Below are 19,593 nucleotides of genomic sequence, written 5' to 3' on the forward strand. Positions count from 1 at the left end.
CGCTCGGGGTACCCGATCGCGCCCCGCGAGCGGCCGGGGGCCGCCCTAGCTTGGGCAACCCCACCGGCCTGCCCATGCCCACATTGCTCCGCGTCGCCCTCGCCTTCGCCCTGCTCGCGACCGCCGCCGCCGCCCAGCCGGCGTGGCAGGAACTGGCGGACTCGCCCTACAACGACTACCGGAGCGAGGACATCTCGTTCATCGACGCCGAGCGCGGGTGGGCCGTCGACGGGGCCGGCCGCGTCCACCGGACGCTCGACAGCGGGGCGACCTGGACGCAGACCGCCAGCATCGGCTTCGACTATCTCCGGGCGGCGGCCTTCGTGTCGCCGACCGTCGGCTGGGTCGGGACCCTCGACAACCGGCGCACGCTCTACGAAACCCGCGATGGGGGGCACACCTTCGCCGACATCAGCTTGCGGATCAACCCGCTCACGCACGGGGTCTGCAGCCTGTTCGCCGTCTCCGACCAGGTCGTCTATGGGGCGGGCACCTACAACGGGCCGGCGACCCTCATCAAGACGGTCAACGGGGGGCAGACGTGGACGGCGCGCCCGCTGGCGCCGCACCTCGACACCGTCATCGACGTCTACTTTTTCGACGCCCTCCACGGGCTGGCGGTCGGCGGCACCGGCGACTTCGGCGGGACGATCCGCCCGCGCGTGATCGAGACGCGCGACGGCGGATCGACGTGGACGGTCCGTCACACCGTCGCGTCGGTGACGCCGGGGTGGGGCTGGAAGCTGAGCTTCCCGACACCCGAGGTGGGCTACATGTCGGTCGAGAAGTACGACAACGACCCCGACGCGATGATCTTGAAGACGACCGACGGGGGCGCGACGTGGGCCGAGATCGTCATCCCGAACGCAGGCTCGGGCAACATGCAGGCCGTCGGCTTTCTGACGCCGGAGATCGGCTGGGTGAGCGGCCGGGGCACGACCTCGATGACGACCGACGGCGGGGCGACCTGGGCGCAGGTCGCGCTCGGCGACGGGCTCGACCCGAACGTCAACCGGTTCCGGTTCCTCGACAACGGCCTCGGGTTCGCCTCGGGCCAAAAGATCCACCGGCTCGACGCGCGCGGGGTCGTGGCGGAGACGGGCCCGGACGGCGGGGCGCTGCTCAGCCTCAGCCCGAACCCGGCGCGCGACGTGGTCCGCATCCGCTACCAGGCCTCGTTTGGCGCGGCGACGATCGACGTGCTCGACGCGCTGGGCCGCCGCGTCGGTGGGGTCGAGGAGCCCGTCGCCGACGGCGACGCCGAGTGGACCGTGCCCTCCGGGCTGGCGCCGGGCGTCTACACCGTCCGCCTGCGGACGGCGACCGCCGAAGACACGGGCTCCGTCGTGATCGCGCGCTGATCGGACGTGCTCTATGTTTGGGGTCCGACCCCGGTCCAACCATGCGCGCGTTTCTGGCCGTCCTGCTCGCGGTCGCCAGCGGCCCCGCGCTCGCCCAGGTCGTGCCCGACACGACGGACCCGGCGCGGTACGTGCCGCTGGTGGTCGAGAATGAGTGGCAGTACGAGCGCTACGTGTCGAGGGATAGCGGTGGGGAGGATGTGGAGTACCGCCGTCACCGGATGGTTGATGCCGCGACCGTCGACGGCGTGACGTACCGGGTCGTGGCTCGTGACCGGGCCTCCATGAGCGTCCCAGCCTGGGACCCACTTCCGCCAGACACGGTCCGATTCGACCCCGACCGGTCCGTCGTGGTGCGCTTGTTGGACGGTGTGGAGACCGAGATCTCCTGCCCTCTCGCGGCGGACTTCGGCGCGACCGTGGACTGCGGCTCGCTAGCCAGCCAAGCCGTAGTCGGGCGAGAGCAATGGGAGGGGCAGACTCGCAAGACATACACGCGTAGCGGTGACGCCCGGCCGTTCGCTGCCTATGTGGCCGATGTAGGAGCCGTCCGGTTCGAGGCGGAGCCGGCGCTCGCGGATGTGGTGCCGCTCGATCCATTCGGGCTCGCGTACCGACGCGATGCGAAAGGGATCGGGACCGGCTTCCCGCTGGCGCCCGAGGCCTTGATCGACCCCACGCCGCCCCACCTGTACTACCCGCTCACCCAGGGGTACGTCCGCGAGACGCAAGCCTTCGACGGAATCTTGCCCCTGTTCAAGACGCGCACGGAGATCGTTCGCGACACTGTCGCTCTGGGACAGCGCTATGCTATTGAACGGCGATTCACGGTTCTAGGCGTCTACGACTCGCAGTCCTCGTGGGGTCTCGGAATCACTCGACTCCTCCGGTACGACTCGCTCACGACACGTATCGTGCTCCTCCAGGCGGACGGGGCGGAAGTCCCAATCACGCCCCCTTTCGGCGCCGACTTCGGGGTGCTCCTCAACCTGACGGGCCAACCGCTGCCCGACGGTCGCGAGGGGGACGTCGTGGTGTTCGGCTCGCTTCACGCGAGGCAGGACGTAGCGGGGCAGTCGCTAGCCATCGCTGCCACGAAGTCCTTTCTCAGTGTGCCTGTCCTCGGGTACAACGACTTCGGAGTCGGCGGAGGCTACGGAGCTGGAATTGGCGCCTTGCCCGCCACGTCGCTCGGAATTGCGTGCACGACGTTCCAGTGCACCGAGGCCATCACGTACCTCCGCTTGGTGGCAGACGACGGCGCCGTGGAGGAGTATGGCGCCCCGCTCCCCGTCTCTGAAGAGTCGTCGCCGGGCTCGCGCACGCTGGCGCTCGCGGCGTCCCCGAATCCAACGGCGGGCTCGCTGGCGCTGGCGCTCGACGTGCCCCAGACGGGCGCCGTCACCATTGAGGTGTTTGACGCGCTGGGCCGGCGCGTGTGGCGCCACCACCCCCACCTCGGCGGGGGAACGCACCGGGTCTCGGTCGATGCGGGGCAGTGGGCGTCCGGGCTCTACGTCGTTCGCGCAACGGCCGACGGAGAGACGGCGACGGCGACGGTCGTGCGGCGGTAGGCCGTTTTGAGGTGGTCGATCGGAATCCTATTCTGTGAGCATGATCCACGCCGCGTTCCTGCTCCTCGTGTTCGCCGCCAGTGCGATTGCGCAGCCAGACCCGACGGCCCCCGAGCGGTACGCGCCGCTGGCGGTCGGCAACGAGTGGCACTACGAGCGCTTCGGTTCCCTCGAGGGCGCTGGGTACTTGGGATTTGTCTACGCGCGGTCGCGAGTCGTCGGGGCGACGGCCATCGACGGCTTCGACTACCTGATCCTCCTGCGCGAGCAGGCATCGGAGGCGGTTCCTGTGTGGGGAGAGAGTGGCCGGGACACCGTCCGGTTCGATGGCCACCGCGCGGTCGTGGTCTCCCTCCGCGACGGCGCCGAGGTGGACCTGACCTGCCCACTGAATGCCGACTTCGGCGCGGTCGTTTCGTGTGCCGTCGGCGGGGAGGAAACGACGGCGACCGCCGTCGGTCTGGGCGTTGGCCGCAAGGGGTTTGCGCCCCCTGATCCCGACGCGCCGGTCCCTGTCTACCGGGCAGACATCGGATTCGTCGGGTTCGACAACGAGCCCGACGACCGAGGCGTGCCGGGCGAGGACTTGTTCGATCTCACCTACGCGCGGATCGTCCACTCCGATGGGGCCAGCAAGGAGAGCGGGGTCCCCGCGTCCTTCCCTGTCCGAGATGCCGATCCGACCGATCCAACGCGCTACATCCCGCTATTCGTCGGGTTCGAAAAGGAACGTGACGTGCTCTATGGTGGCGCAGGTCATTTCCGCTACCGAACGGCGGTCGTCCGTGACTCGGCCGTCGCTGGGCGGACATACGCCATCCAAACCAGCCGTCGCGGGCAGGTAGTTTTCGATCCGTCAGAGCGGACACTCTGGGAGCCGGAAACGCGCCGACTCCTCCGCTACGATTCGACCTCGACGCGCCTCGTCGAATGGACAGGCGACCGGGAGCGGTGGGCCTCCGTCCCGTTGGGCGCTGATGTGGGGACGCTGGTCGCCCAAAGCGAGGCGCCCCCCCGGGAGCTTCCAGACGGCCGGGTAGGAGACTTCGCCGTGCTCAGAGTCGAGCCCACGGCGCTTGCCGTTGGTGGCGTCACGCTTCCCGTCGAAGCCGTCAAAGCTTTTGTGCCTGTCCCTGTCCGCTCGCTCGCGGACATTCTCGTTGACCTGACGGACCGGTACGGCACGGAGGTCGGGGTGATGCCGCAGCGGTTTTACTCGGGATGCCCGTGCTGGGACACCGTCACCTTTCTGCGGACTCGAGACGCCGACGGGGCGCTTATCGAACTCGGAACACGCTTCCCGGTCGCAGACGAGGCAAAGCCGACGGCCACAGCCCTGGCCGTCGCCATCGCTCCGAATCCGACCGCCGGCCCGCTGGCGCTGGCGCTCGACCTCCCCGAGGCGGGCGCCGTCACGGTCGAGGCGTTCGACGCACTCGGACGGCGGGTCTGGCGGCACGAGGCCGCGCTCTCGGCCGGCCGCCAGCGGCTCGGGGTGGACGCCGGGCGGTGGGCGCCGGGGCTCTACGTCGTCCGGGCGCGGGCCGGGGAGGCCACGGCCACGGCGACCGTCGTCCGCCGCTGACTCAAAACGACACCGGCCCGCCAGCGTCGTCGCCAGCGGGCCGGGTGGTCAAACGGACAGTCTGAGGTCTAAAAATCGGCCGTCGGGGCGCCGAGCAGCTCGGCGCGGCGGGCCTCGATGAGGGCCGCGCGGCGGGCGGCGCGCTCGGCCGTGGCGGCGTCGAGGGCGTCCGCCTCGGCCCGCATCTCAGCGGCTTGCTCGCGCATCGCGTCGGCGCGCTCGGCGCGGGCCTGGCCGCGCACGTCGAACAGCTCGCCCAAGACAGTGTCGAGCTCGCGCTCGAGCCGCGTCCGCTCAGCGCCGTCGGCGTCGCGCGCCTCGCGGGCCAGCGTGTGGGCGCGCGAGTCGAGCTCGCGCATCCGGGCACGCGTCTCCGGCGAGGCGCCCGGGCCGCCCATCATCTCGCGGACCATGCCGCCGAACGGCATGTCGCCCATCTCGATGCGTTCGAAGATGCGACGGGGCCCGTCGAGGTCCAGCTCGAAGACGTTCTCCGCGCCCGCCTCGCCGTCGCCATCCCGGCGGACGATGACGCGCGGACCGTCGCGCTCGACGCGGACGCGGACTTCGCCGTCTGGCTCGCCACCGCGCTGGCGGATGATGCGGATGGCGTCGTCGTCGACGTCCTCGACCACCACCTCCCGTTCCACGTCGCGGTCGGTCTGGGCGAGGGCAGGGGCGGCGAGCAGGGCGAGGGCGGGGAGGAGAAGCAGTCGCATAGCGAGCGGGGTGTAGGGGAGGCCCGTGCGAACGGGTCCGCGAGCGGCTTGCGTATCGCGGGCGCCAAAAAAACAGCGGGGCGGCTCCCTTCCCCGGGGATCGACCCCGCCGGCGGTCGACGTTCGGGCCCACTGGCGGTTTGGACAAGGGCGGGGGCAGCCTGACCCTGCAGCGGCCGCGCTCACGGAGGTACGGCCGACTCCACTCCCCTTGCCCGATGACCCGCCGAATCGAACCCGTCGAGACCTACGCCACCCTCTTCCGCTGGGCGGCCACGTATTCGCTCTTGCTCACCGACGACACGCTGCACGTCGTCCGCCTCGGCCCGGCGATGGGCGCGGTCGGCGGGGCCGAGGGCTACCTCACCGGTGCCAGCCGCGTGCTCGACGAGGAGGCGCGTCAGGATCGGTTGACGGGGAACGGGGATCTCGTCCGCGAGACCGGCAACGACCTGGGCGTGGCGATGGCGGCGCCGGTGCTGGAGCGCGTCGAGGCGCGGTACGGCGTCAAGGTGGCGGAGGGCGTCCAGCGGTTGGCGTCGAGGGGCCACCACGCGCTGTCCGCCGAGAAGGGCAGCTTCCAGTTTCGGCTCTCCGAGATCCAGTCGTTCGGCCCAGGGAAGAAGGGCGGGCTCGACACGATGGACCTGAAGACCTCGGGCCGGGACTTCCCGTTCAAAGTGCTGCCCGGCGGCGCCAGCGACCTCCGCGCCTTCGCGGACGCCGTGATGGCCGCCCGGGGCGCCTGAACGCGTGCGGGGGGCCCGCCGCGCGGGCGGGCCCCCCGCGGGACCGATCCGGAGCGGCGCGCTAGGCGTCGCCCTTCGGGAGGTTTTGGTAGGCCTCGATCACCTCGCGGACGTGAGCGCCGGACGACTGCATGTCCGACGCCTCCTTGTCGTTGAGGTCGAGCTCGACGATCTCCTCGACGCCGTTCGTGCCCAGCTTCACCGGGACGCCGATGAACATGTCCTCCAGGCCGTACTGGCCTGAGACCCACGCGGCGGCGGGGAGCACGCGGCCCGAGTTCTTGACGATGGCCTCGACCATCTCGGCGGCCCCGGCGCCCGGCGCGTACCACGCCGAGGTGCCCATGAGCTTGACGATCTCGCCGCCGCCCTTCTTGGTCCGCTCGATGATCTCGTCCAAGCGGGACGCCTCGATCATCTCGGTGACCGGGCGCGAGCCGACGGTCGTGAAGCGGGGGAGCGGCGTCATCGAGTCGCCGTGGCCGCCGAGCAGCATCGCGTTGATGTCGCGGACGGAGACGCCGAGCTCCATCTTGAGGAACGCCCGGTAGCGCGCCGTGTCGAGCACGCCGGCCATCCCCATCACGCGGTGGCTCGGGAAGCCCGACTCCATGTAGGCGACGTAGGTCATGACGTCGAGCGGGTTCGAGACCACGATGATGATCGTGTTCGGCGAGTGCTCGGCGACCTGTCGCGTCACCGACGAGACGATGTCGGAGTTGACCTTCAGCAGGTCGTCGCGGCTCATGCCCGGCTTACGGGGGAGCCCGGCCGTGATGACGGTCACGTCGGAGTTCGCCGTGATCGCGTAGTCGTCGCCGCCCTCGATGACGGTGTCGAACCCGTGGATCGGCGCGGCCTCCATGAGGTCGAGGGCCTTGCCCTGCGCCACGCCGGCGTTGATGTCGATAAGGGCGATGTTCTGGACGATGTCCATGCGCGCGACGCACTCGGCGACCGTTGCGCCGACGTTGCCCGCGCCTACCACGGTGATCTTCATGTCTTTGGGTTTGAGGGGGAAGAGGGGGAGCGGCCTACGCGGCTGGCGCGTCGCCGTTCGTGGAGTTTAGCGGGGCGCCTGCCCCACTCGGGCCCGCCGCGTCGGATTCGGCACGAAGACCGACCACCTCACGAGTCGCACCGCGCGGGGCCGGTCGGCGCGAGGTAGGCTCCCCACCCCGACTCGCCCCACCACGTCATGCTTCGTCGCCTCCCGATCCTCCTGCTGGCGCTCGCGCTCGGCGCCTGCACCGCCGCCTCCACCGCGCAGGCCCCCGCGCCATCGCCCGTCCCGCACGCCCCCGCTCCGCCGAAGAACGTGATCCTGATGATCGCCGACGGCTTCGGGCCTGCCTCGGCGACGCTCGGGGCCGCCGCCAAGGGCGCCCCGCTGGCGTTCGACAGCCTGATGGTCGGGGCCGTCGAAACGTCCGCCTCCGACAGCCGCGTGACGGACTCGGCCGCCAGCGCCACGGCCTACGCGTGTGGCATCAAGACCTACAACGGTGCCATCGGGATGACCGCAGACCGCCAGCCGTGCCGGACGGTGCTGGAGCTCGCCTCCGCGACCGGCCGGGCGACCGGGCTCGTGGCGACGTCTCGCATCACGCACGCCACGCCCGCCTCGTTCGGCGCCCACGTCGAGCGCCGCGCCCAGGAGGTCGAGATCGCCCGGCAACTCGCCGTCTCGGACGTGGACCTGCTGGTCGGCGGCGGCCGGAGCTACTTCACCGACGACGCGGCCGGCGCGGAGACGGGCGCCCGGCTGGCGCCGCTCGTCGACCAGATGCGCGACCGGGGCTGGGCCGTGGCGACCGACCGCGTGGGTTTCGACGCCATCACCGCGCTCCCCGCTGCGGCGTTCCTGGCCGACTCGCACCTCGCCTACGAGATCGACCGCGACGCGACGGACCAGCCGTCGCTCGCCGAGATGACCACGCGCGCGCTCGACCTGCTGGCGGCCTCGCCCGCCGGGCAGGAGCGGGGCTTTTTCGTCATGATCGAGGGCTCGCGCATCGACCACGCTGGGCACGGCAACGACCCCGCCGCGCACCTCGGCGACGTCCTGGCCTACGACGCCGCTGTCGAAGCCGCCCTCGCCTGGGCCGCCGCCGACGGGGCCACGCTCGTCGTCTCGACGGCCGACCACGAGACGGGCGGGATGACGCTGGGTCGCGACGGCATCTACAAGTGGGACCCGGCGCCCCTGCTTGCGGCGACCGCCAGCTTTGAGGCGATGACGGCCCGGCTGGTGGACGGCGGGGCGCCTGCGGCCGTCGTTCAGGAAGGGCTCGGCTTGGACGCGCTGCCCGACGGCGTCGAGGAGGCGATTCGGGCCGCGATCGCCAGTGGCGACCCGTACGCCCTCGGCCCGGTCATCCGCGACATCGCGAGCGAGCCGGCCGGGATCGGGTGGACGACCGGCGGCCACACGGCCGTCGACGTGGGCCTCTACGCCTGGGGCCCGGGCGCCGAGCGCTTCGCGGGCCGGATGCCGAACGACGCGGTCGGACGGGCGCTGATGAGTCTCTTCCGTGAGGGAACGCTCCGCTAGGTCGGCTGGCGGAGCTTGCGGAACACCAAGAGGTGGCCCAAGAACGCCAGCATCACCAGCCACGCCGGGAGCCAGACGCCGGGGAACGTGGTCGGGAGCAGCACGCGCGGCTCGGTCGGGACCACGCCGAACAACGACAGGGCGGCCGTGGCGACGACGACCGCCAGCAGGGCGAGTCCCAGGACGTTCCACGCCCAGATCAGCCACCGAGGCGGCGAGCCGCGCCACAGCCACAGGCCAAGCGGGACCGCCAGCAGGCCCGTCACCACGTCGACGTTGTGCCCGTGCCACGTGACCTCGGCCGGGACGGCACCAGCGCCGTAGGCGGCCGACAGCCACCATTCCACAAGAATGCGGAACGCCTGCGCGCCGACCAGCCACGCCAGCGGGAACGCCAGCAGGCGGTCGCCGAAGCGCGAGAACGCGAGCGCGATCATGCCCACGCTGAGCCCGATCAGCATCAGCCCAGCCAGCGGGGGACGGGCGTCGACATCGGACAGTGCGCCGCTGGCGGCCAGCGCGGCGGAACCGCCGAGGTAGACGACGGCGGCGGCGAGGGCGACGAGCGCCCACCGGGTCCGCTCGCGCGGCGTGCCCTCGGGGCACCACGCGGCAAACACGAAAACGCCGGCCATCGCGAGCGCGAGGGCGACCATGCCGACCGACAACACGGGGGAGAGGGGCATGCCCAAGACTACCGCGCGCAGGCTTCACCGGACCGTGTGCGTACCGTGTGACACGCCGGGCGTCAGCCGCAGATCGGAGACTGGCGCGATCTTCCCGCCCCCATGGACGTCGACACCACGCCTTTCGTCATCGTAGACACCGAGACCACCGGGTCCCGGGCGGGCGACGACCGCATCATCGAGATCGGGGCCGCGCGGCTCGTCGGCGGCGAGATCGTCGACACGTTCCAGCAGCTCATCGACCCCGGGCGCCACGTCCCCCAGCGGATCACCCGGCTGACCGGGATCTCGACGGCGATGGTCTACGGCCAGCCCGACGCGGCCGAGGTGATGCCCCGGTTCGTGGACTTTCTGGGCGACGCCGTGCTCGTCGCCCACAACCTCCCGTTCGACGCGCGCTTCCTGGACGTGGCGCTGGCGGAGTCCGGCCTGCCGCCGCTGCAGAACCAGAGCCTCGATACGTTGCGGCTGGCGCGGCGGCTGTTGTCGTCGCTGCCGTCGAAGGGGCTCAGCAAGCTGACCCAGCACTTCGGGATCAAAGTCAACGGCCGGCACCGCGCGCTGGGGGACGCCGTCGCGACGGCGGAGCTGCTGGTGATCCTGATGGAGCGGCTCCGCATCGAGTTCGGCGTGACGACGGTCGAGGGCGTGCTGGGCTTCCAGCGGCGGCGCTACAAGGACACGCGCCGCGAGCCGACGCACCTCAAGAAGATCCGCGAGCAGACCCTGCCGCTCCTGCCCGACCGGCCCGGCGTCTACTTCATGCGCGACACGCGCGGGTCGGTCATCTACGTCGGCAAGGCCAAGAGCCTGCGCAACCGCGTCCGGAGCTACTTCACGGGCGTCGAGAACCACGACCCCAAGACCCGCAAGCTGGTCCGGGACGTCCGCGAGGTGACGTGGCGCGAGACGGGGACCGAGCTGTCGGCGCTCTTGGAGGAGTCGAAGCTGATCAAGAACTACCTCCCGGTCTACAACCGGGCCCAGCGCCGCTACCGCGACTACCCGTTCCTCCGCCTCGACACGCGGCATGGCTACCCCACCCTCTCGTGGACGCCGCGCATCGCGCACGACGGCGCCGAGTACTACGGCCCGCTCGGGCGGCGTGGGCAGGCCGAGGAGCTGGTCGAGCTGATCGGGCGGCTGTTCCTGCTCCGCGAGTGCGACGACAACGTGTTCGCGCTCGGCCGGCCGTGCCTCTACCACGAGATGGGCCGGTGCGGCGCGCCGTGCGTCGGGGGCGACGGCGCCGAGCAGTACGGCCTCGAGGTCGACCGCATCCGCGCGTTCCTGACGGGCCAGGACACCGAGGCCATCGACCTGGTCGAGGAGGCCATGCGCGAGGCGGCAGCGGCGCGGGAGTACGAGGCCGCCGGGTGGTACCGCGACCAGCTCCGCCGGCTTCAGCGCACGCTCGGCCGCCAGAAGACCGTCGCGTCGGCCGTCCACGAGCACCACGCCGTGCTCGTCGAGCCGCTCGCGCCGGGCTACGACGGCCTGCCCGGTGGCGCCCAGCTGTTCCTGATCCGCCACGGTCGGCTCGCGGCGACGGTCGACCTGCCCGCCGAGCCGGGGCCGGACGAGATCGCCGACCTGCGCGCATCGCTCGCCGAGGCCTTCGACCCCGACCTCCCCGCGCCCGACGTGCACCGCCGCCCCGACGTCGACGAGATGCGGATGCTCGCCAGCTGGATGCGCCTCCACGGCGACGAATCCCGGACGGTCCGCTGGGACGCCGACACCGACACGGAGGACCTGGTGGCCGCGGTGCTGGCGTCGGCCCGAAACGCTGCGCCGACCTCGGCGACCGTCGTGGAGGAGACGGAGGCCTAGCGCGTTTGCCGGGCCTCCGGTGAAACGGCGTGCGACCGCGAGCGGTCTCGGTGTCTGAGGCCGGCACCTACGCGCTGTCGCTGGCGTCGGCGCCGGGCGACGTCGGCCCGCGCCCGGTCCTCGTCGAGGTGTTCGACCGGACGGACGGGACGGTCGTCGAGTCCGGCACGCCGTTCACGTTCTCGGTGGCGGAGAGCGAAGCCCTCATGGGCCGGTTCGCCGTCCGGGTCTCGCTGGGGGCGGCCGTGGCGGACGAGTCGGGAGTCGCGGGGCGGTCGCTGGCGGCGTACCCGAACCCTGGGGCGGGGGCCGTGACCGTCGTGCTCTCGGGGGCCGGGGGCACCGACGTCCGGTTGGCCGTCTACGACGCGCTCGGCCGGGAGGTCCCCGTGCTCCACGAGGGGCCGTGCTCGATGCCGGCCGGCTCACGCCGGGCGCGTATCTGGTCCGGGTCGTAGGCGGGGGTTGGGCCGACGCGCGCTCGCTGACCATCGTCCGCTAACGCATGTGGGTGAGGCCGCCCCCGCAGTCCGCGCGACCAGCGGACTGCGGGGGGCTAGGCCGGCTCGACCGAGCCGGCGGCGACGCTTTCGAGCGCCCCCCAGAAGGTGGGGAACGAGACGGCCGCCGCCTCGGCGCCGTGGATCCGCGTCGGCCCCGACGCGCCGAGCGCGGCGACGGCGGCGGCCATCGCGATCCGGTGGTCGTCGCGCGCCTCCACGTCGGCGCCGTGCAGCGGCCGACCGCCCTCGATGACGAGCCCGTCGGGCGTCTCCTCGATGTCGGCGCCCATCGCGCGCAGGAACGCGGCCGTCGCCTCGATCCGGTCCGTCTCCTTGACCCGGAGCTCGGCCGCGTCGCGGATGACCGTCCGGCCCTCAGCGTACGCCGCGGCGACCGCCAGCACGGGGATCTCGTCGATCAAGTTGGGCACGATGGCCCCGCTGATCTCGACGCCGACCAGGCCCGCCTCGGGCGCCGCAATGCGGATGTCGGCGATCGGCTCGCCCGCGCGCTCGCGCTCGTTGGCGATCCGCAGATCTGCGCCCATCGCGCGGAGCACGTCCACGACGCCGCTCCGCGTCGGGTTGAGACCGACGCCGCTGAGCTGGATGGTGGCCGGGTCGACGATGCTCCCGGCGACCAGGAAGAACGCCGCCGCCGACACGTCGCGGGGCACGATAAACTGCCGCGCGCGGACGGCCGTGCCGCCGTCGACGGAGACGTGCCGCTCGCCCCCGATCATGAGCGCGTCGAGCGCGAGCATGCGCTCGGTGTGGTCGCGCGTCGGCACGGGCTCCACGACCGTCGTGGTCCCATTCGCGCTGAGCCCCGCCAACAGCACGGCGCTCTTGACCTGCGCCGAGGCGACGGGCAGGCGGTAGCTGAGACCCGTGAGGCCGCCGCCGCCGACTGTGACCGGCGCGTGGCCGTCGGTCAGGCCCACGTCCGCGCCCATGGCCCGGAGCGGCCGGGCGATGCGCTCCATCGGCCGGCCCGAGAGCGAGGCGTCGCCGACGAGCGTCGTGCGGAATGGGAGACCCGCCAGCAGGCCCGCCAGCAGACGCATCGTGGTGCCGGAGTTGCCGCAGTCGAGCGGGCCATCGGCCTCGGTCAGCCCCGCCAGCCCACGGCCGGTGACGAAGAGGCTGGGCGTGCCGTCGGCGCCGAGCACGTCGTCGCGCGTCTCGAAGGCCACGCCGAGTTGGCGCAGGCACGCGATGGTGGAGGCCGGGTCGGCGGCGTCGGAGAACCCGACGATCTCGCTCTCGCCGTCGGCGATGGCCGCCAGGATGGCGGTCCGGTGCGCGATCGACTTGTCGGCGGGCAATGGGGGCGTGCCCGCGAGCGCGACGGCGGGGTGGACGGTGACGATCATTGCGCCGTGAAGGTGACGGGCCACGATGCGGGCGCGAGCGGGGCGTCGCAGCCCGCGTGCGCCCGCGTCTCGGCGATGGCGGCGGACCCGTCGGGCCGGAGCCGGTACCGGACGTCGGTGCCGCAGCCGCCGTGGCCGGCGCTCTTGGTCAAGACGGCGAACGTGCCGGGCGCCTCGCCAGCGGACACGATCCCCAAGAAGCTCTCGGTGACATCGGCCGACGGCCGCCCGTCCTCGCCGACGAGCCGGGCGCGGACGAGCCGGGGCGTCGCGCCGCTCAGGTCGACGACGGCGAAGACGCTCTGGTACGCGAACGCCTGGCACGTCACCTCGGCGATGGCGTCGGCGCCAAGGCGGTGGATCTGGACGACGCCTCGGCGCGGGGCGGTCGGGTCGTCCTCGCCGCACGCGGTCCGCCAGTCGAGCGCGCCGAGGAGCGATTCGGACAAGGCCACGAGCGCCGCGTCGTCGGGCGCGGCCTCGACGGCCGCGACCCAGGCGGCGGTGTCGAAGTCGGGCGTGGCGACGGGCTCGCCCGGAGGTGCGTCGGTCGACGGTGGCGCCGCGTCGGGGCCCGGGCTGGCGCAGGCGCCGAGCGCGAACGCCAGCAGGAGAGCGGGGAGGCTACGCATCGGCGAGTACGAGCGGGGTGACCTCCGCGAGCAGGGCCGCCTTTTCGCGGTGGGGGAGGAAGGCGTGACGGAAGCCGTTGAGCACGATCTGGCGGAGCGCGTCCTCGGGGATGCCGCACCGGGTGTGCGCCAGCCACAGCTCCTCGGTCGTCGTGGTGTGGCTAAAGAGGGTGTTGTCGGTGTTGATGGTCACCGGGACGCCCGCGCGGCAGTACTCGGCGACCGGGTGGGCCTCGTAGCTGGCGACGACGTGCGTCTGGACGTTGGAGGTGGGGCAGACCTCGAGCGGGATCTGGCGGTCGACGACGTAGCGGAGCAGCTCGGGGTCCTGCCCCAGCGTGACGCCGTGGCCGATGCGGTGCGCGCCGCACTTGAAGAGCGCCTGTCGGATCGACGCCGGCCCAAAGCTCTCGCCCGCGTGGACGGTGATGTTGAGCAACTCCTTGCGGGCGAGGTAGAACGCCGAGCCGTGCAAGTCGGCCGGGTTGCCGCGCTCGCCGCCCGCCAGGTCGAACCCGATCACGCCGCGCCCCCGGTAGCTCGCGGCGAGCTCGGCCTGGGCCAGCGACGCGCTCTCGCGCCGGTCTCGCAAGCCGCAAATGATGACGCCGCTTCGGATGCCGTGGTCGCGCTGGGCGTCCTTCAGCCCCGCCAGCACGGCGTCGTTGACCTGCCACATCGTGAGCCCCTCGTCGGTGTGGAGGACCGGCCCGTAGCGGACTTCGAGGTAGCGGACGTTGTCGGCCGCCATGTCCTCGGCCAGCTCGTACGCGATGCGGTAGAGGGCCTCCCGGGATTGCATCAGCGGGAGCGAGTAGCCGAACCATTTGAGGTACTCCTCGAGTGTCGGCGACCCGTCGATCTTGAGGAGTTCCTCGGCCAGCCCCTCCTCGGTGTCGGCGGGGAGCACGTCGAGCTTGTCCTGCTCGCGCGCGAGCTCGAGCATGGTCGATACGCGGAGCGAGCCGTCGAGGTGGCAGTGGAGTTCGGCCTTGGGCCAGGCCTGGATGGTGTCGCGGTCGAGCATCGGATTCGGGGGGCGTCCGCCAAGCTACGGGCCGTGCACAGTGGTGCCGGTCGTTGCGGGCCGCCTCCGGCGTGAGATCCGGCGAACTCGCTACGCACGGGGCACCGCGGCGGAGGCCGCCCGTACATTTGGCGCCCACCCCTGCGACCGGGACGTCGGCATCGTCGCCCGTTCCACGCTCGGCGCGGTCTTCCCGACCGCCCCGCTCAGGCGGCTCCAGGGGCGGGCCGGCGTCCCGCCGGTGTTCGCGCTGCTCGCCTCCTTCTCACTCGCCTCCACGCCCATGGGTAGCCTCGGCCCTTTCGAGATCATCGCGATTCTCCTCGTCGTGCTTCTGCTGTTCGGTGCCAAGCGCATCCCCGAGATCGCGCGCGGCCTCGGCAAGGGCATCCGCGAGTTCAAGGACGCCACCAACGAGATCAAGCACGAGCTGACCGTCGAGCCCCCTCGGACCCAGATCCCGCCCGCTCCGCCGACCCAGGCCCAGGCCTCGCAGCCGGTCGCCACGCAGGCCGCCCCGCCCCCGTCGCCCGCTCCCGAGCCGCCCGCCGACTCGCAGGCCTAAGGGCTTCGGTATGGGGTGCCCTGATACGGGGTACCCCGACCGTTCTCAGCTTTCGAATCCGTACCGCGTACCTCCGTACCCACTCCGACCCCGCTTTCCGCATGAGCATCCTCATCGATTCTGACACCCGCCTCGTCGTCCAGGGCATCACCGGCAAGGAGGGCACCTTCCACGCCGAGCAGATGATCGAGTACGGCACAGCCGTCGTCGCCGGCGTCACGCCCGGCAAGGGTGGCACGACCCACCTCGACCGGCCGGTCTACAACTCGGTCGCCGAGGCCGTCGAGAAGGAGGGCGCGAATGTGTCCGTCATCTTCGTCCCGCCGGCGTTCGCCGCCGACGCCATTCTGGAGGCCGCCGACGCCGGTGTCAAGACCGTCGTCTGCATCACGGAGGGCATCCCGGTGCAGGACATGCTGCCCATCAAGCCGTACGTCGACGCGCGCGGCGTGCACCTGGTCGGGCCCAACTGCCCCGGCCTGCTGACCCCCGGCGCGTCGGTCAAGGTGGGCATCATGCCGACCATGATCTTCACGCCCGGCAACGTCGGCGTCGTCTCGCGCTCCGGCACGCTCACCTACGAGGCGGTCGATCAGCTGACGCGCGCCGGCTTGGGCCAGTCGACGGCCATCGGCATCGGCGGCGACCCGATCATCGGGACGCAGTTTATCGACGCCATCAAGCTCTTCAACGAGGACCCGGAGACGGAGGCCATCGTGATGATCGGTGAGATCGGCGGGTCGGCCGAGGAGGAGGCCGCCGAGTACGTCCGGCAGCACGTCAAGAAGCCGGTCTTCGGGTTTATCGCAGGCCGCACCGCGCCTCCCGGCCGCCGCATGGGCCACGCCGGCGCCATCGTCTCCGGCGGCAAGGGCACGGCCGAGGCCAAGCTCGACGCCATGCGCGCGGCGGGCATCACGACGGTCGAGAACCCGGCCTCGATCGGCCAGACCGTCGCCGACCACTACGCGAGCGTCGCCTAGCGCCGCTCGGGCCTGAGGGAAGGGCAAGGGGCCTGGGGCGACCGCTCCAGCCCCTTGCCCTTTCTCGTATCCCACCCTCCCATGAAGGTCAAGCACGCCGAGTTCGTCCTCTCCGCCCCGAACTGGCGGACGCTGCCGCCGCCGATCGCGCCCGAGGTGGCGTTTGTCGGCCGGTCGAACGTGGGCAAGAGCTCGCTGCTGAACGCCCTGCTCGGCCGCAAGCAGCTCGCAAAGACCTCGGGCACGCCGGGCAAGACGCAGGCGCTCAACTTCTACGCCGTCAACCCCAACCCGCAAGGCCACCCGGACGTGTTCCTGGTCGACCTGCCGGGCTACGGCTACGCCAAGGTCTCGCAGAAGCAGCGCGCCAAGTGGCAGCAGTTTATCGGGCAGTACGTCACCCAGCGCGCCGAGGAGGGCACGCTGCGGGCGGTCGTCCAGCTCATCGACAGCCGCCACGGGATGACGAAGATGGACGCCGAGCTGCTGGCGGTGATGCTGGAGAGCCCGGCGCCGCACGTGATCGCGATGACCAAGTCGGACAAGCTGGGCGCGAACGACCGCCAAAAGGTGGTCGCCAGCATCCAGGCGGAGCTCGCGCCGTTCGGGCTGGAGCTGCCCATCGTGCTCACGTCGTCGCAGAAGAAGCAGGGCATCGCCGAGCTCTGGGGCTGGATCGACGCGGTGCTCTAGGCTCGCTGGCGCTCGCGGGACTGGGGGCTGGCTCGCTCCGCTCGCGGGATTGGGGATTGGGGGGAATACTTCTCCTCAAAGATGGGTAGTGAGGTGGGTGGTGAGGCTGGCGTCGCATTTTCAGTCCCCAGTCCCCAGTCCCCAGTCCCCAGTCCCCAGTCCCCAGTCCCCAGGGCCTCACAGCCGCACCCAGACGGTGCGCTGGCCGCTGGCGGGGTTCTCCAGGCGCAGCGTGTCGCCGTCGAGCGCGACGCGGAAGCGGCCGTCCTGCGTGTCGTCGCGGAGCCACAGGATGGAGTCGCCAACGATCTCGTACGTCGCCCCGTAGACCACCGGGTTGGCGCCGGGCGCGCGCTCGACGATGCGGGCCGTGCCGTCGGCGAAGAACTGGTAGCGCATGCCGAGCGAGTCCGGCCCGGCCGCGCGCCAGGTGCCGACATAGCCGCCGGACCCGTCGCAGGCGGCGAGCGCCAGCGCGGCAACGGCGAAGAGGAGGGGCAGGCGGGACATCGGCGGCGGCAGCGAGTACGCGAAGGTACCCGCCCCCACGCCCATGCTCGAAGGCCTGCTCTCGCTCCCGCCCGTCACCCAGACCATGCTGGTGCTCAACGTCGCCATCGGCGCGTACACGCTGCTGGTCAACCCCGAATTGATCGACCGCTGGGCGTTCAAGCCGTTCCGCGTCGTGCGCGAGCGCGAGTGGAGCCGGTGGCTTACCGCGGGCTTTGTGCACGTGAACGGGATGCACCTCGCGTTCAACATGATCACGCTCTACTTTTTTGGGCCGTACGTGGAGGCGGTGATGGGGCCGTGGAACTTCCTGGTCGTCTACCTCGGCTCGGAGCTGACGGCGAACGCGCTCACCTTCTGGAAGCACCGCGATGCGCCGCAGTACTCGGCCGTCGGCGCCTCGGGCGCCATCTCGGGCGTGCTGTTCGCGTTCTGCCTGTTTGAGCCGTTCGCGATGCTGGGCATCATGTTCGTCATCCCGATGCCCGCCATCCTGTTCGCCGTGCTCTACGTCGTGCTCTCGATCTACGCCTCGAAGCGCGAGATCGGCCGCGTGGCACATGAGGCGCACTTGGGCGGCGCGCTCGGCGGGCTGGCGCTGACGATCCTGCTGTACCCGGCGGCCGTCTCCATCTTCCTCGACCAGATCGGGCTCCGTTAGCGGATCCGCGCCAGCAGGTCGGCCCAGTCGTCGAAGGCGACGGCGCCGTCGGGCGCGCGGTCCGGGTCGCCCCGGTACCACGCGACGGGCCACCCGGCGCCGGTCCCGCCCAACACGTCGGAGTGGTACGAGTCGCCGACGTAGAGCAGGTCGCTCGCGGCCACGTCGCGGCCCAGCGTCCCGGCGGCCTGCTCGCGGACGTGGTCGAAGATGCCCGGGTCGGGCTTCATCACGCCGACCTCCTCGGAGATGACCACGAACGCCGCGCGCTCGGCGATCTCAGGGAGCGCCGCCAGCTTGCCGCGCTGCTGCGCTGAGAACCCGTTCGTCAGGATCCCGACGGGCACGGCATCCGCGACCGCGTGATACGCGGCGCGCGCGCCCTCCGCCCAGCGCCAGTGCGCGGCGTAGCGGGCGAGGTAGTCGCGGTCGAGTGTCGCGGGCGGCAGCGTGTCGCATTCGAGTGCCGCCAGAAGGCGCTCCGAGCGGAGCTGGCGCAGTTGCGCCCCGGTGATCTCGCCCCGTCCAAAGTCACGCCACAGGGGGACGTTGGCGGCCCGGTACGAGGCGTGGACGTGGTCGAAGGCGTGGTGCCCGAGGTGCGCGCTGTGCAGCCTGTGGACGTCCGCCAGCGCGGCGGCCTCGGCCGCGCGGTGGTCGAGGAGCGTGTCGTCGAGGTCGAAGACGACGAGGGCGGGCGAGGCGAGAGTCACGAGGCGCGGGGTGAGAGTCCAAGGGGAGTGGCCCTACGCCCCTTGCCGCCTGCCCCTTCCCCCATGCCCAAAAAAAGCGCCCCCGCCGCACAGAGCAGCAGGGGCGCCGAGATCGAGTCGATCCGGAGGGCTACGCCTCGACCGGGTCGATGTGGACCGTCTTGCGGCCGCCGCGCGAGGTCTGGAAGCGGACGCGGCCGTTCGAGGTCGCGAACAGCGTGTCGTCGTTGCCACGGCCGACGTTGAGGCCGGGGTGGAACTTGGTCCCGCGCTGACGGACGATGATCGTGCCGGCGTGGATCGTAGCGCCGCCCGGCGACTTCACGCCGAGCATGTTGGGGTTGGAGTCGCGGCCGTTCTTCGACGAGCCGACGCCTTTTTTGTGTGCCATCTCAGGTGGGGGTCTGGGAGCGCGGGGCTCTAGTTGACGGAGAGCGCGCCGATCTTGATCTGCGTGTACGGCTGACGGTGGCCGTTCTTGACCTTGTAGCCCTTGCGGCGCTTCTTTTTGAAGACGATGATCTTGTCGCCCTTGACGTGCGCGAGCACCTCGGCGGGGACGCTGGCGCCGTCGACGGTCGGGGCGCCGATCGAGACGCCGTCGTCGCCGGAGACGAGCAGGACGCGGTCGAACGTGAGGGAGTCGCCGACCTCGCCCTTGAGGCGGGGGACGTAGAGGCGGAGGCCTTCGGAGACCTTGAACTGCTTGCCGGCGATCTCGACGATTGCGTACATGGGGTGTGCGGGCTTGGGAAGTCCCCCGGAGCGGCGGCGAGTGCGGCCGTCCGAGGAGCGCAGGGCAGAGCCGGGGAATCTAGAGGGCTCCGGCGGCCGGGGATCTGGGGATTTGTCGAAGAAGGAGAGGGGGC

General features: G+C 71.5%; 21 protein-coding genes. 11 read left to right on the forward strand and 10 right to left on the reverse strand.

Features of this window, described 5'->3' with window-relative positions:
* Positions 1–74: 74 nt before the first annotated feature.
* The 3 genes from ACLII4_RS09310 to ACLII4_RS09320 are packed head-to-tail and all read left to right on the forward strand — an operon-like array spanning position 75 to position 4,520.
* Complete coding sequence (locus tag ACLII4_RS09310; protein ID WP_412067114.1) at positions 75–1,361, forward strand: T9SS type A sorting domain-containing protein; 1,287 nt, start codon at positions 75–77, stop codon at positions 1,359–1,361.
* A gap of 41 nt (positions 1,362–1,402) precedes the next feature.
* Complete coding sequence (locus tag ACLII4_RS09315; protein WP_412067115.1) at positions 1,403–2,935, forward strand: T9SS type A sorting domain-containing protein; 1,533 nt, start codon at positions 1,403–1,405, stop codon at positions 2,933–2,935.
* A 40-nt stretch (positions 2,936–2,975) separates the two neighbouring features.
* On the forward strand, positions 2,976–4,520 hold the full coding sequence (locus ACLII4_RS09320) for a hypothetical protein (protein WP_412067116.1): 1,545 nt from the start codon (positions 2,976–2,978) through the stop codon (positions 4,518–4,520).
* Positions 4,521–4,588: 68 nt separating this feature from the next.
* On the opposite strand, the gene ACLII4_RS09325 is transcribed toward ACLII4_RS09320, so the two are convergent.
* A complete protein-coding gene (locus tag ACLII4_RS09325) occupies positions 4,589–5,239 on the reverse strand; it encodes a hypothetical protein (RefSeq protein ID WP_412067117.1) in 651 nt (216 codons plus the stop codon).
* Between the two features lie 218 nt (positions 5,240–5,457).
* Here ACLII4_RS09325 and ACLII4_RS09330 point away from each other — a divergent pair, with 218 nt between their 5' ends.
* The gene (locus ACLII4_RS09330; RefSeq protein ID WP_412067118.1) at positions 5,458–5,988 is read left to right on the forward strand and encodes a hypothetical protein; all 531 of its coding nucleotides are present in this window, start codon (positions 5,458–5,460) and stop codon (positions 5,986–5,988) included.
* A gap of 61 nt (positions 5,989–6,049) precedes the next feature.
* Here ACLII4_RS09330 and mdh read toward each other — a convergent pair whose 3' ends face one another.
* On the reverse strand, positions 6,050–6,988 hold the full coding sequence (gene mdh / locus ACLII4_RS09335) for a malate dehydrogenase (protein WP_412067119.1): 939 nt from the start codon (positions 6,986–6,988) through the stop codon (positions 6,050–6,052).
* A gap of 198 nt (positions 6,989–7,186) precedes the next feature.
* Here mdh and ACLII4_RS09340 point away from each other — a divergent pair, with 198 nt between their 5' ends.
* The gene (locus tag ACLII4_RS09340) at positions 7,187–8,542 is read left to right on the forward strand and encodes an alkaline phosphatase (protein ID WP_412067120.1); all 1,356 of its coding nucleotides are present in this window, start codon (positions 7,187–7,189) and stop codon (positions 8,540–8,542) included.
* On the opposite strand, the gene ACLII4_RS09345 is transcribed toward ACLII4_RS09340, so the two are convergent.
* The gene (locus ACLII4_RS09345) at positions 8,539–9,228 is read right to left on the reverse strand and encodes a hypothetical protein (protein WP_412067121.1); all 690 of its coding nucleotides are present in this window, start codon (positions 9,226–9,228) and stop codon (positions 8,539–8,541) included. The two genes, ACLII4_RS09340 and ACLII4_RS09345, sit on opposite strands and share 4 nt — an antisense overlap.
* A 102-nt stretch (positions 9,229–9,330) precedes the next feature.
* Between ACLII4_RS09345 and ACLII4_RS09350 the strand changes: the two genes are divergently transcribed.
* Both ACLII4_RS09350 and ACLII4_RS09355 read left to right on the forward strand, forming a co-directional pair.
* Positions 9,331–11,061 carry a DEDD exonuclease domain-containing protein gene (locus ACLII4_RS09350; RefSeq protein WP_412067122.1) on the forward strand — a complete coding sequence of 577 codons (1,731 nt, stop codon included), beginning with the start codon at positions 9,331–9,333 and terminating at the stop codon, positions 11,059–11,061.
* A 50-nt stretch (positions 11,062–11,111) separates the two neighbouring features.
* Positions 11,112–11,519, forward strand: coding sequence for a hypothetical protein (locus ACLII4_RS09355; RefSeq protein ID WP_412067123.1), 408 nt, complete (start codon positions 11,112–11,114; stop codon positions 11,517–11,519).
* Positions 11,520–11,617: 98 nt separating this feature from the next.
* Here ACLII4_RS09355 and aroA read toward each other — a convergent pair whose 3' ends face one another.
* The 3 genes from aroA to add are packed head-to-tail and all read right to left on the reverse strand — an operon-like array spanning position 11,618 to position 14,599.
* On the reverse strand, positions 11,618–12,940 hold the full coding sequence (gene aroA, locus ACLII4_RS09360) for a 3-phosphoshikimate 1-carboxyvinyltransferase (protein ID WP_412067124.1): 1,323 nt from the start codon (positions 12,938–12,940) through the stop codon (positions 11,618–11,620).
* Entirely contained in the window at positions 12,937–13,572 is a 636-nt protein-coding gene (locus tag ACLII4_RS09365; RefSeq protein WP_412067125.1) for a hypothetical protein, read from the reverse strand. Before ACLII4_RS09365 ends, aroA begins: the two co-directional genes overlap by 4 nt.
* Positions 13,565–14,599, reverse strand: coding sequence for an adenosine deaminase (gene add / locus ACLII4_RS09370; RefSeq protein WP_412067126.1), 1,035 nt, complete (start codon positions 14,597–14,599; stop codon positions 13,565–13,567). Before add ends, ACLII4_RS09365 begins: the two co-directional genes overlap by 8 nt.
* Positions 14,600–14,882: 283 nt before the next feature.
* Here add and ACLII4_RS09375 point away from each other — a divergent pair, with 283 nt between their 5' ends.
* From ACLII4_RS09375 to yihA, 3 genes are all read left to right on the forward strand, one after another.
* Entirely contained in the window at positions 14,883–15,164 is a 282-nt protein-coding gene (locus tag ACLII4_RS09375; RefSeq protein WP_412067127.1) for a twin-arginine translocase TatA/TatE family subunit, read from the forward strand.
* Positions 15,165–15,265: 101 nt separating this feature from the next.
* The gene (gene sucD, locus ACLII4_RS09380; protein WP_412067128.1) at positions 15,266–16,147 is read left to right on the forward strand and encodes a succinate--CoA ligase subunit alpha; all 882 of its coding nucleotides are present in this window, start codon (positions 15,266–15,268) and stop codon (positions 16,145–16,147) included.
* Positions 16,148–16,228: 81 nt separating this feature from the next.
* Positions 16,229–16,840 (forward strand): ribosome biogenesis GTP-binding protein YihA/YsxC, encoded by a 612-nt coding sequence (gene yihA, locus ACLII4_RS09385; RefSeq protein WP_412067129.1) that lies wholly within the window; start codon positions 16,229–16,231, stop codon positions 16,838–16,840.
* Positions 16,841–17,017: 177 nt separating this feature from the next.
* Here the strand turns inward: yihA and ACLII4_RS09390 are convergent, their stop codons facing one another.
* On the reverse strand, positions 17,018–17,350 hold the full coding sequence (locus ACLII4_RS09390) for a hypothetical protein (protein WP_412067130.1): 333 nt from the start codon (positions 17,348–17,350) through the stop codon (positions 17,018–17,020).
* A gap of 43 nt (positions 17,351–17,393) precedes the next feature.
* Between ACLII4_RS09390 and ACLII4_RS09395 the strand changes: the two genes are divergently transcribed.
* Entirely contained in the window at positions 17,394–18,011 is a 618-nt protein-coding gene (locus ACLII4_RS09395) for a rhomboid family intramembrane serine protease (RefSeq protein WP_412067131.1), read from the forward strand.
* Here ACLII4_RS09395 and ACLII4_RS09400 read toward each other — a convergent pair.
* From ACLII4_RS09400 to rplU, 3 genes are all read right to left on the reverse strand, one after another.
* On the reverse strand, positions 18,008–18,724 hold the full coding sequence (locus ACLII4_RS09400; RefSeq protein WP_412067132.1) for an HAD family hydrolase: 717 nt from the start codon (positions 18,722–18,724) through the stop codon (positions 18,008–18,010). The genes ACLII4_RS09395 and ACLII4_RS09400 overlap by 4 nt on opposite strands.
* 130 nt (positions 18,725–18,854) lie before the next feature.
* A complete protein-coding gene (gene rpmA, locus ACLII4_RS09405) occupies positions 18,855–19,115 on the reverse strand; it encodes a 50S ribosomal protein L27 (RefSeq protein ID WP_412067133.1) in 261 nt (86 codons plus the stop codon).
* Positions 19,116–19,144: 29 nt separating this feature from the next.
* Positions 19,145–19,459, reverse strand: coding sequence for a 50S ribosomal protein L21 (gene rplU, locus ACLII4_RS09410; protein WP_412067134.1), 315 nt, complete (start codon positions 19,457–19,459; stop codon positions 19,145–19,147).
* Between the last annotated feature and the right edge of the window lie 134 nt (positions 19,460–19,593).

This window comes from Rubrivirga aquatilis (assembly GCF_046845665.1).
Taxonomy (GTDB): Bacteria; Bacteroidota; Rhodothermia; order Rhodothermales; family Rubricoccaceae; genus Rubrivirga.